The organism is Staphylococcus sp. MZ3 (assembly GCF_018622755.1).
Lineage (GTDB): Bacteria > Bacillota > Bacilli > Staphylococcales > Staphylococcaceae > Staphylococcus > Staphylococcus aureus.
The window spans coordinates 479570-491556 of record NZ_CP076026.1 but is presented as its reverse complement, the minus strand read 5'-3'; the positions used below and the strand labels follow the sequence as shown (position 1 = coordinate 491556).

The 11987-nt window shown below is 36.8% G+C and carries 10 protein-coding genes, 1 rRNA gene and 1 other RNA gene; 2 read left to right on the top strand and 10 right to left on the bottom strand.

What is annotated here, in order from left to right:
- Positions 1-5: 5 nt before the first annotated feature.
- The 6 genes from KI230_RS02245 to KI230_RS02220 all read right to left on the bottom strand — a co-directional run bounded on the left by KI230_RS02245 (position 6) and on the right by KI230_RS02220 (position 5711).
- Positions 6-1556, bottom strand: a 16S ribosomal RNA gene (locus tag KI230_RS02245).
- 551 nt (positions 1557-2107) lie between these two features.
- Positions 2108-2206, bottom strand: a complete 99-nt coding sequence (locus tag KI230_RS02240; RefSeq protein WP_001791812.1) for a hypothetical protein — start codon at positions 2204-2206, stop codon at positions 2108-2110.
- A 204-nt stretch (positions 2207-2410) separates the two neighbouring features.
- Positions 2411-3007: a recombination mediator RecR gene (gene recR, locus KI230_RS02235; RefSeq protein WP_000559156.1), complete on the bottom strand. Its 597-nt coding sequence runs from the start codon at positions 3005-3007 to the stop codon at positions 2411-2413.
- Between the two features lie 6 nt (positions 3008-3013).
- The gene (locus tag KI230_RS02230) at positions 3014-3331 is read right to left on the bottom strand and encodes a YbaB/EbfC family nucleoid-associated protein (protein WP_001213992.1); all 318 of its coding nucleotides are present in this window, start codon (positions 3329-3331) and stop codon (positions 3014-3016) included.
- 89 nt (positions 3332-3420) lie between these two features.
- Positions 3421-5118 (bottom strand): DNA polymerase III subunit gamma/tau, encoded by a 1698-nt coding sequence (gene dnaX / locus KI230_RS02225; RefSeq protein ID WP_001109040.1) that lies wholly within the window; start codon positions 5116-5118, stop codon positions 3421-3423.
- 68 nt (positions 5119-5186) lie between these two features.
- A complete protein-coding gene (locus tag KI230_RS02220) occupies positions 5187-5711 on the bottom strand; it encodes a GNAT family N-acetyltransferase (RefSeq protein WP_001167828.1) in 525 nt (174 codons plus the stop codon).
- A gap of 309 nt (positions 5712-6020) precedes the next feature.
- On the opposite strand from KI230_RS02220, the gene KI230_RS02215 reads away from it, so the two are divergent.
- Together KI230_RS02215 and KI230_RS13735 are read left to right on the top strand one after the other, a co-directional pair.
- On the top strand, positions 6021-7340 hold the full coding sequence (locus KI230_RS02215; protein WP_001808146.1) for an ISL3-like element IS1181 family transposase: 1320 nt from the start codon (positions 6021-6023) through the stop codon (positions 7338-7340).
- A gap of 18 nt (positions 7341-7358) precedes the next feature.
- Positions 7359-7460, top strand: a complete 102-nt coding sequence (locus tag KI230_RS13735) for a hypothetical protein (protein WP_234741199.1) — start codon at positions 7359-7361, stop codon at positions 7458-7460.
- Between the two features lie 79 nt (positions 7461-7539).
- Here the strand turns inward: KI230_RS13735 and ffs are convergent.
- From ffs to treP, 4 genes are all read right to left on the bottom strand, one after another.
- An RNA gene (gene ffs, locus KI230_RS02210) (signal recognition particle sRNA large type) lies at positions 7540-7809 on the bottom strand.
- Positions 7810-7870: 61 nt separating this feature from the next.
- Positions 7871-8599 carry a trehalose operon repressor gene (gene treR / locus KI230_RS02205; RefSeq protein ID WP_001118675.1) on the bottom strand — a complete coding sequence of 243 codons (729 nt, stop codon included), beginning with the start codon at positions 8597-8599 and terminating at the stop codon, positions 7871-7873.
- Between the two features lie 24 nt (positions 8600-8623).
- Positions 8624-10264: an alpha,alpha-phosphotrehalase gene (gene treC / locus KI230_RS02200; RefSeq protein ID WP_045177114.1), complete on the bottom strand. Its 1641-nt coding sequence runs from the start codon at positions 10262-10264 to the stop codon at positions 8624-8626.
- A 63-nt stretch (positions 10265-10327) separates the two neighbouring features.
- Positions 10328-11755 (bottom strand): PTS system trehalose-specific EIIBC component, encoded by a 1428-nt coding sequence (treP, locus tag KI230_RS02195; RefSeq protein ID WP_000279365.1) that lies wholly within the window; start codon positions 11753-11755, stop codon positions 10328-10330.
- Positions 11756-11987: the final 232 nt, after the last annotated feature.

Sequence of the window (11987 nt, the reverse complement as noted above, 5' to 3'; positions counted from 1 at the left end):
CTTAGAAAGGAGGTGATCCAGCCGCACCTTCCGATACGGCTACCTTGTTACGACTTCACCCCAATCATTTGTCCCACCTTCGACGGCTAGCTCCTAAAAGGTTACTCCACCGGCTTCGGGTGTTACAAACTCTCGTGGTGTGACGGGCGGTGTGTACAAGACCCGGGAACGTATTCACCGTAGCATGCTGATCTACGATTACTAGCGATTCCAGCTTCATGTAGTCGAGTTGCAGACTACAATCCGAACTGAGAACAACTTTATGGGATTTGCTTGACCTCGCGGTTTCGCTGCCCTTTGTATTGTCCATTGTAGCACGTGTGTAGCCCAAATCATAAGGGGCATGATGATTTGACGTCATCCCCACCTTCCTCCGGTTTGTCACCGGCAGTCAACTTAGAGTGCCCAACTTAATGATGGCAACTAAGCTTAAGGGTTGCGCTCGTTGCGGGACTTAACCCAACATCTCACGACACGAGCTGACGACAACCATGCACCACCTGTCACTTTGTCCCCCGAAGGGGAAAGCTCTATCTCTAGAGTTGTCAAAGGATGTCAAGATTTGGTAAGGTTCTTCGCGTTGCTTCGAATTAAACCACATGCTCCACCGCTTGTGCGGGTCCCCGTCAATTCCTTTGAGTTTCAACCTTGCGGTCGTACTCCCCAGGCGGAGTGCTTAATGCGTTAGCTGCAGCACTAAGGGGCGGAAACCCCTAACACTTAGCACTCATCGTTTACGGCGTGGACTACCAGGGTATCTAATCCTGTTTGATCCCCACGCTTTCGCACATCAGCGTCAGTTACAGACCAGAAAGTCGCCTTCGCCACTGGTGTTCCTCCATATCTCTGCGCATTTCACCGCTACACATGGAATTCCACTTTCCTCTTCTGCACTCAAGTTTTCCAGTTTCCAATGACCCTCCACGGTTGAGCCGTGGGCTTTCACATCAGACTTAAAAAACCGCCTACGCGCGCTTTACGCCCAATAATTCCGGATAACGCTTGCCACCTACGTATTACCGCGGCTGCTGGCACGTAGTTAGCCGTGGCTTTCTGATTAGGTACCGTCAAGATGTGCACAGTTACTTACACATATGTTCTTCCCTAATAACAGAGTTTTACGATCCGAAGACCTTCATCACTCACGCGGCGTTGCTCCGTCAGGCTTTCGCCCATTGCGGAAGATTCCCTACTGCTGCCTCCCGTAGGAGTCTGGACCGTGTCTCAGTTCCAGTGTGGCCGATCACCCTCTCAGGTCGGCTATGCATCGTTGCCTTGGTAAGCCGTTACCTTACCAACTAGCTAATGCAGCGCGGATCCATCTATAAGTGACAGCAAGACCGTCTTTCACTTTTGAACCATGCGGTTCAAAATATTATCCGGTATTAGCTCCGGTTTCCCGAAGTTATCCCAGTCTTATAGGTAGGTTATCCACGTGTTACTCACCCGTCCGCCGCTAACATCAGAGAAGCAAGCTTCTCGTCCGTTCGCTCGACTTGCATGTATTAGGCACGCCGCCAGCGTTCATCCTGAGCCAGGATCAAACTCTCCATAAAAATTATGATGTTTGATTAGCTCATAAATACTAAATAATGTTTGTAACTTATAGTTACGTTTTTTGGAATTAACGTTGACATATTGTCATTCAGTTTTCAATGTTCATTTTTCTTACCGACAAGAATTAATTATACATTTTATTAACATTTAAGTCAACAACTTTTTAAAATTAATTTTCGTTAGTAATTCAAGTTATTTCTTAAGTTGAATTGTTTTGTTTGCCTCAACAAATAAATACTATACAGGCTTTCAAACTGCTTAACAACAGTAAAAATTACACCTTTGTCATCTGTACTGAACGCCCTTATCCTAAAAATCGAACTTAAAAAGATCCCCACTTATAAATAGTACGTTTTTTAGAACAAGAAACAGATTTTTCTCTAACCATATCAATCAAAAAAACCGCAAAACAGAACGTTATTTTTTTACCAGAAATTAAAAATAAATTTACAAGTTTTAAATAATCTCTCAAAACACCGCTATACAGGCTGATTTAATAAGCTTTAGACCAAAGAAGTACAACTTACTAAGCCAGCATCTATCATTTCAATTACAAAAGAATTTCATTTGCATAGTCATTAACCGCATTTATCAAATTAATAGCACCAACACACCATAACCATAGATCTAATTCGATAATCCAATTCACATCATTACTATTAGAAGTAACAAATCACAACCAACGGCTTGCTTCCTAAAGATTACCCATCCCTCAGTAAAACTAGGTAAACCATACCACCGCCACACCGCAAATAAAGTAGTACATCACACCACACCATAAAAAAAGCCACAATGATTACACTGTGACTTTTCTTACTATAGTATTAAAATCAAAAATGTTTAATAGAAGACATTACATTTCTGTTCTACCTGCGATTGCTTTAGATAATGTTACTTCGTCAGCATACTCTAAATCGCCACCTACCGATAACCCTTGTGCTAATCTCGTCACTTTGATACCTATAGGCTTAACTAATCTAGAAATATACATGGCTGTAGATTCCCCCTCTAAGTTCGGGTTCATAGCTAAGATTAATTCGCTAACTTCATCGTTTTTCAAGCGTTCAATCAATGAAGGAATATTAATATCTTCTGGTCCAATGCCATCCATAGGCGAAATAGACCCATGTAAAACGTGATATAAACCTTTGTATTCTCTCATTTTTTCCATAGCTATGACATCTTTGTCATCTTCCACAACACAAATAACTGAACGATCTCTTTGCTTATCTTCACAAATATAACATGGATCATTTTCAGTAATGTGACCACATACGCTACAATATGTTAATTCTCTCTTAACATCTACTAATGCTTTGGCAAACTGAACAACATCGTCTTCTTTCATATCTAAGGTATGAAAAGCCAGACGTTGGGCTGTCTTTGGACCAATGCCTGGCAATTTCATAAAGCTATCAATAAGTTTTGATATAGGTTCTGGATAATGCATCTATGATCACATTCCAGGGATGTTTAAGCCTTGAGTATGTTTACCTAAACGTTCTTGAGTAAGCTCATCAGCTTTATTCATCGCTTCATTAGTAGCTGCTAACACTAAGTCTTGTAGCATTTCAATATCATCTGGGTCTACAGCTTCTTCTTTGATTTCAACGTCGACAACTTCTTTATGACCAGTTACAGTAACTGCAACCATGCCACCGCCAGCTGTTCCTACAATACGCTCTTCTTTAAGTTTTTCTTGTTCTTGAGCCATTTTCTTTTGCATTTTTTGCATTTGTTTCATCATTTGTTGCATGTTTCCGCCACCGCGCATATTCCATTTCCTCCTTGAAAATCAATAAATATTTATCAATAAAATGATGTTTCTTTCATTATACATACGATTATATCGCTTGTCATGTATCACTCTTCATCTATCACATGTACAGTTTCTTCACCGAAAAGATCTTTTGCTTTTTGAGCAATATCTGTTTGTTGCGCTTGTTGCTTTGGCATATCATCACCTTCGTTTTTACGATTTTGTAAATATTCCGTTCGAACTCTTTGCCATTGATCTGATGGTACACCAACAACTTTAACGTTTTTATTAACGATATTACATACAACACTTTCTATGCTACTACGTTTCTCGTCGTCTTTATTGACGATTTCACAATGGATCTCTTCCTCAAATTTCACAAGTACGTGATCTTCACTTGCCGCCACAGGTTCCGAATTTTGCAATAAACTAACGAGTGATTTTTTATCATTGTTTTTGGCATGATCAATCACTTCTTGCCAATGATCTTTCAACAATTTGATATCTGCCTTATTCGCTTTATCTAGCACTTTTGCAATTTGTTGCATTGAAAATGCATTTTTAGATTTTTGTATGCCTCTCGCAGGCTTTTTCGAAGATTTTTGAGCAGGAGCGACACTCACTCCTTGTGCTTTTAGTGTTTTTAGTTCTTGCTCTAACTGTTCCATACGTTGCAACAATACATCTGTGTTTGGCGATGAAGCAATTTGTGCTGGTTCAGCTACATTCGCAATCACTTGTGGTTGACCCTTAATCTGCTCAGCTAATTTTACTAACAACACTTCAAAATGAACGTTTTGATTCACACTAAAACGAATCGACACTAATGTATCATTAATAAGATCAATCATTTGATATAACATATCTAATTCTAAGTTCATCAGTGCTCGATACTCAGTATCTTTCTCAGATGTTTTATTCATAATCGTATCTCTGACAAAATAAATCATATCATTTATTAGGCGATTCACTTCTTTACCTTCTGTTATAAACTGATGGTATTTTTTAAAAGATGCTTGTACGTCACCTTGTACAATATCATCAAACAAGTGATCCAACGCTTCATCATGAACGCTACCCGTAACATTTAGGGCATCTTGTAATGTCAATGTGCCATCGCCGAAAGCAATAGCCTGATCCATAATACTTAATGCATCACGCATACCCCCTTCAGACGCTTTAGCGATAAATGCCAAGGCTTCATCTTCACATTCAATTTGTTGTGCATCTGCTACAAATTTTAAACGTTCAACAATTTGATCTAGGCTAATTGCTTTAAAATCAAAACGTTGTGCCCTAGAAATGATTGTTGGAGGGATTTTATGTGGTTCTGTCGTTGCCAATATAAAAATAGCGTGTGCTGGAGGTTCTTCTAACGTCTTTAAAAGGGCATTAAAAGCACCTGTTGTTAGCATGTGCACCTCATCTATAATATAAACTTTATATTTCGATTCACTTGGTGCATATTTAACTTTGTCTCTAATATTTCTTATTTCATCAACGCCATTATTACTAGCAGCATCAATTTCTATCACATCTGAATTAGTCCCCTGCGTAATGCCTTTACAAATATGACATTCATTACAAGGTTCTCCATCAGTGCTATTTAAACAGTTGATTGCTTTAGCAAACACTTTGGCAATACTCGTTTTTCCCGTACCTCTCGGACCACTAAAAATATATGCATGCGACTGTTTTTCTTTCGAAATCGCATTGCGCAATGTCTTCGTGACATGTTCTTGTCCGACGACATCCTCGAAACTTTGGGGTCTGTACATACGATATAAGGCTTGATAATTCAAGTTAGCACCTCCATAAACAATTACCTTTCATTATAGCATGATAATACCTTTACTTCTTAAATGAACAATTAATAAAAATGTTCTGGAAATTTTACGATTCCGTGTGGTGCATCCGTCAAATTATCCCATAAATATTTTACAAGTAACGGTGCATCACCAGATTCTAATTTAATGTCATGCTCAGCAGCATTTTGATAACCCAACTTTTCAAAGTAGTCAAAACAATGGTCTACAACAACCGTACTATACTCTTGCGCTTTTGCACGTTCTTCTACTGCTTGAACCAATCCACGACCTAATTTTTGTCCACGTAATTCAGGATGAACTGATAAAGAGGCAATCGCCAAACCATAATACGTCTTGTCATCACTATTAATTTCTACTTCAATTAATAAAACGTGTCCAACGACATCGTTATTTTCATTTTTCGCAATTACTTCTAATTCAAAATTATAGCAAGGAGATTTTCTTAAATGTTTTACTTTCGCACGTGCTTGCCAACTCGTTTCAGGATTATCATCAAAACTTTCTTCAATACTATTTAAAGATTTATCATAATCTAACTCTGTTAAAGTACTTAAATATATTTGCATATGTCCTCCGTAGGCATTTGATTGTCAATAATCATAACGTATCTCATTAATAATTCTATTGTAAGATACTCCCCCTCATTTCACCATCATTTCTTTATTATCAAATAATAACTTCTTACTTTTCATTGACACAAAAATCATTCAAACTGCACATCGAGTTCACTTGAATCAAACTTCACATATAAAAAAGGGTTCTTCATCTTTTATGGTGGGAAGGTAAAACTTCCTGCTTTTTTTAATACACAAAAAGCGCAATTGCCTCTATAATTTAAAGTGACCAAACCCAAACTAAAGGAGACAAGTGCGCCTATGTGTAATGATACCTTAGAATTACTAAGAATAAAAGATGAAAATATAAAATATATAAACCAAGAAATTGACGTCATTATCAAAGGAAAAAAAGCAACAGTGGTTAATGCTGTACTAACGTATAAGCCTTCGGCCTGTTATTGTTGTGGAGTTAAAAATGAAGGACAAATTCATAAACATGGTAAGCGTGTTTCTCGTATTACTTTACTTAAAACTCAAGGGTATAACACATACCTCAACTTAGCTAAACAACGTTTTAAATGCTTAGAATGCAATGGCACTTTTACTGCTAAAACGTCAATTGTTGATGAGTCGTGTTTTATCTCAAGATGTGTTACTCAAAAAGTTATAGAAGAAGCTACTAAAGTTAAAACAGAGATTGATACTGCAGAAGATAACTGTATCTCTCCATCTACTGTAAGTCGTATTAGAACTAAAGCGGCTAATTCATTACGAATTAAACCCTTTAATTGTTTGCCAGAACACATCGCTATGGATGAATTTAAAAGCGTTAAAAATGTAACTGGATCAATGAGTTTCATTTTTATAGATAATGATACTCATGATGTTATAGATATTTTAGAAAATAGAACTACAAGATTCTTGCGTGCCTATTTCGAGCGATTCGATTTAAAAAATCGACAACAAGTTAAGACGGTTACTATTGACATGTATGAACCCTATGTCCGATTATTTCGCGACCTATTTCCTAATGCAGCTATTATTTTTGACAGATTCCATATCGTTCAACATTTAAATAGAGAACTTAATAAGTATCGTGTACAAGTTATGAATGAATACCGTAATAAAAAAGGACCTGATTATACAATTTTTAAGAATAACTGGAAAGTCCTATTGATGGATACTAGTAAAACCATATTTAGTAAATACAGATGGAATAAATCTTTTAAGGCTTATAAACGCTCATCTGACATTGTAGAATTCATGCTTTCAAAAGACGATATACTACGACACTCCTACGAACTTGTCCAAGGATTACGAAAAGACCTAAGGTTATGTAATTGGCCTAAATTTATTAATCGTTTAAATTCAGTTAGTAAAAAGTCTGTGAGTAAGGGTGTATGGAAAGCGGTTAAATATTATAGAAAACATCAAAGGATGTTAAGAAATACAATTTATTACCCAGCATTTAATAATGGTGCTATAGAAGGAATTAATAATAAGATAAAATTAATCAAGCGAATTTCTTTTGGTTACAGAAATTTCAACAACTTTAAAGCACGTATAATGATGATTTTCAGCTTGTACAAAGGAGAAAAAAAGAAGACAACCAAGCCCAATAATGGACTGGCCGCCTAATAATAAAAACTCTAAAAGTTGTATTTTAAAAATAGTTCTTTAAATTATATACCCACCACATTTGGTGGAGAACCTAAAAAAGCTACTTCCCACAAACATGTTCCACGTATAATACGCTGAATTGTCTTCAAGAAAGTAGCTTCTATAATTATATATTTTCAACTCTTAATAATCGGTTTAATATTTAAAAAATAAAAAACCGTGCACCTAAGCATCGAACGTAATTCACGAACGTAACCAAAGTCGTTAGCTAAATCTCGGCTACCCTACGGCACATATGATGATCCACTTAATGCTGCTTCCGTCAGGACCTGACATGGTTCATGGGTTCATATTGCATAGGACCGAAATCTTCAAACACTACGTGCTTTGGGCAGACTTCGCAAAAATACGGCCTCAACAAAGGAATTAAGCCTCGCATAAAGCGGATTTCGAGTACAGGGAACCGCTACCTCCCCACCTAGCACGGCAAGATATATATTACTATATTTTAATAGTTAATTGCAAGTATAAATCATTTATATCATTGTTTACTTTATACGACGTCTTGAGAAGTCATTAAATTTAAATTCATTTGCAAGATGTTTTGAAATATTATATTGAAACGGCATTGTATTTTCTAAATACACAATACTTCGAACTGTTGCTGAATAAGCCACCGATACATCACCAAACAATTGATATGCTTGTTCATCAAACGGTTCAAAAGTAATAGACTTACTTGAATAACTAATATTAAGATTTAATACCTTTTCCAAATAATCATAAATAGAATCACTCGCAACATCATTACCTATATCTGAAACAATCGACTTTAGAAAATAATCTTCATCAACAATCTTCACATGTTGGTTAAGCCGACGAGTTCTAACAATATGAATGAGTGATTCACTAGAATTGATGTTTAAAGCATGTTGAACTTCTGGAACTTCATGCGCTTCAACAACCTCATTCACAACAACTTCAGTTAAATATGCGACGCCCATTTCTTCTTGCATTTCTTTAAAACTAACAAGTTCAGAAAATGGAAACTCTGTAACCTCCTGATAAATGACAAGTGACCCTTTACCATGAATCTTTTGAATCATGCCGTCTAATGCCAACAAATCTAATGCCTTACGCACGGTCTCTCGAGATGACTGGTACAATTGCACCAAATCATGTTCAGACGGAATTTGTTCACCATATTGAATCTGCCCGTTTAATATATCTTCTTTCAACGCCTCATAAATCTTCATAAACTTTTTTTGTTTCGCCATATAAACGCATCCACTCAATTTATTTTACGCGTTTGTTTCGATTACAATTGCACCAAACCCGCTTATCGTATTATTTTCCACTGTGCCTGTTTGAATCACAACACAACCTTCTCTAGCCAATCCTTCTGGCAAATCAACAGCCGATGCTGAGAAATTCGCAATTACTAGCCATTGTTGATTCTTATAATGACGTTCATAAACAAATAAATGATCATGATCCATAAAACGTGGCACAATGTCTCCATACGTAATAATATCATGCGTATGTCTTAATTGTATTAATTTTTGATACGTATAGAAAATAGACTCTTTATTCTGAAGTGCTTGTCTAACGTTGACCTGATGATAATTTTCCGAAATATCAATCCAAGGCTTACCAGCTGTAAATCCAGCATTAACATCATCACTCCATTGCATAGGCGTTCTCGAATTGTCTCGTGACTTCTGTCCTAAAATCGCTAATACATCCGCTTCAGCATGCCCTTCACTTAACAACTGATGGTAGGCATTAATCGATTCAACATCGCGATATTGTGCTATTGATGTAAAATGTGGGTCCGTCATACCAATTTCTTCCCCTTGGTAAATATATGGCGTCCCTTGCAACATATGCAGTGCGATAGCTAACATTTTAGCACTTTGTATCCTCATTTCTTCCGACGTATCATCACCAAATCTAGACACTACCCGTGGCTGATCATGATTACACCAGAAAATCGCGTTCCATCCGCCACCGTCATAAATACCTCGTTGCCATTGCATCAGAATTTCCTTTAACTTATGGAAATCAAGCTTCGCATTTGTCCACTTTTCACCATCAACATAATCAACCTTTAGATGATGAAAATTAAAAACACTATTCAATTCTTGACGTTCTGGCTGTGTATACTTAATACAATTTTCAATCGTCGTCGAAGACATTTCTCCTACAGTCATCATGTCAGTGTTACCAAACGTTTGACGATTTAATTCATGCAGAAACTCATGCACTCTAGGACCATCCGTATAAAATTCTTTACCTATTTTGTCAGAGTCCTTAAATTCACCTTTAGAAATTAAGTTAATGACATCAAATCGAAAACCATCAACGCCGAAGTCTATCCAATGATTGACTATGCGATATAACGATTGACGTACTTCCGGATTATCCCAATTTAAATCAGCTTGACTGACATCAAATAAATGTAAATAATATTCATCTGTCTCAGAATCATACTTCCATGCATTACCACCGAATTTAGAATGCCAATTTGTTGGCGGCCCGTCTTCAGATGATCTGAAAAAGTAATAATCTCTATAAGGGTTATCTTTAGATTTACGGGCTTCTTTAAACCATTCATGCTCCGTCGACGTATGATTAATGACAATATCTAACATCACTTTCAAGTCTTTTTGATGAGCAACTTTGATTAACTTTTCAAAATCATCCATCGTTCCAAAGTCTTCATTGATTTCTAAATAATTGCTGATATCATAGCCATTATCATTCATAGGTGATTCATACACTGGTGTTAACCAAATATAATCAACACCCAATAACTTGATATAATCCAATTTTTCTATAATTCCGTTGATATCTCCTATACCATTCCCCGTCGTATCATTAAACGACTTAGGATAAATTTGATATACAACGGATTTTCTCCAATCTATTTCTTTCGACACACAATTACCACCTTATAACGTAATAAAGGACGTCCAAATAACGAACGCCCCTTTTTTATTTTATTAATCTTCAACAATTTCTTTCGCTTTTTGTTTACTAAAATGAGACATCACAATTGTTAGTATACATGGTACAACAATAGCAATAGCTGTCACAATAAGATATACTGGCCAAAATTCTTTTTGAATTGAAATGAATGCTGGCACGCCACCAACACCAACTTTTCCAAGTACGTTATTCATACCAACGATTGCCCCCAATACACAAGATGTTGATATCGCAGCGATAAATGGATATTTCAGAGGTAAGTTCACACCAAACATAGCTGGTTCAGTAACACCTAACATACCAGAAATACAAGATGTTAATGCCAAGCCTTCTTCTTTAACCATTTTACGACGTTTATAGACAAACCATGCTCCAAATGCTGCAGAGCCCTGACAAATATTGGAAATCGCAACGATTGGCCATAAGTACGTACCACCTAAGCTGCTACCCATCAATTGGAAATCTACTGCTAAAAACATATGGTGTAGTCCTGTAATTACAAGTGGTGCATATAACAATCCATATATTGCTCCGCCAAGCCATCCTGCATGTTGGAATATAAATGTAACACCAGATGTAATACCTGTACCAATCAATAACGCAACTGGTCCAATGATAATAAATGCTAAAAATCCAGTAACTAAAAGCGCTACGGGGCCAACGACCAACATTTTTATCGAATCGTGAACGACTTTATTTAATCCTTTTTCAATTTTAGCTAGAACATAAGCTGCAATTAAAACAGGCAACACTTGACCTTGGTAATTCAACTGCTTAATCTCTAAGCCAAATAAGTTCCACGTCGGAATATTCCCTTTTGCCAAATCATACTGAGATACTAATTGCGGATGCATTAAAATCAAACCTAAGACTATGCCTAGAATCGGACTACCACCAAATACACGCATACTACTCCAACCAATTAATGCTGGTAAGAAAATAAATGCCGTACTCGCAATCACATTAATGATGTTTGAAATATCAGCAATTTGCGGATACATCTCAATAAGTGCTTTTGGACCAAATAAACCTTTCATTGTAAGTAAATTATTGATCCCCATTAACAAACCAGCTGTCACAATCGCAGGTAATATTGGTATAAAAATATCCCCTAACAATTTGATCAAACGTTGTACTGGATTCCCTTTTTGCGCAGCTGCTTGTTTCGCTTCATCTTTCGAAGCTTCTTGAGCACCTGTTTCATCAATAAACTGCTTATACACTTCATCGACTGTTCCTGGACCAATGACAATTTGATATTGATGGTCTGCTTTGAACTGCCCCTTGACCAACGCGTTATTACTTAATGCGTCTTTATCAACTTTGCTTTCATCTTTAAGCACTAAACGTAATCGTGTTACACAATGCGTTGCAGCTTCAAGATTTTCTTTTCCCCCAATAGCGCTTACGATGGCTTTTACATCTTCTCTTTTTACAGCCATATATTTCACTCCCTTAATGTCTTAAAACGAGTATAACTTGTCTAGACAAGTTATGTAAAGGCTTTCAACAAATTATTTTTATTTTGTCACATGATCTGATACAGCTATTTTAGAAAATCAATAGGCCATAACGACATATGTAGCAATAACTCCTCGCTACAATTGCGTTATTAACAATACCTCACCACGCTCTCACCATTATAAAGTGTAGATGCATGGCCAACTCCTAAAT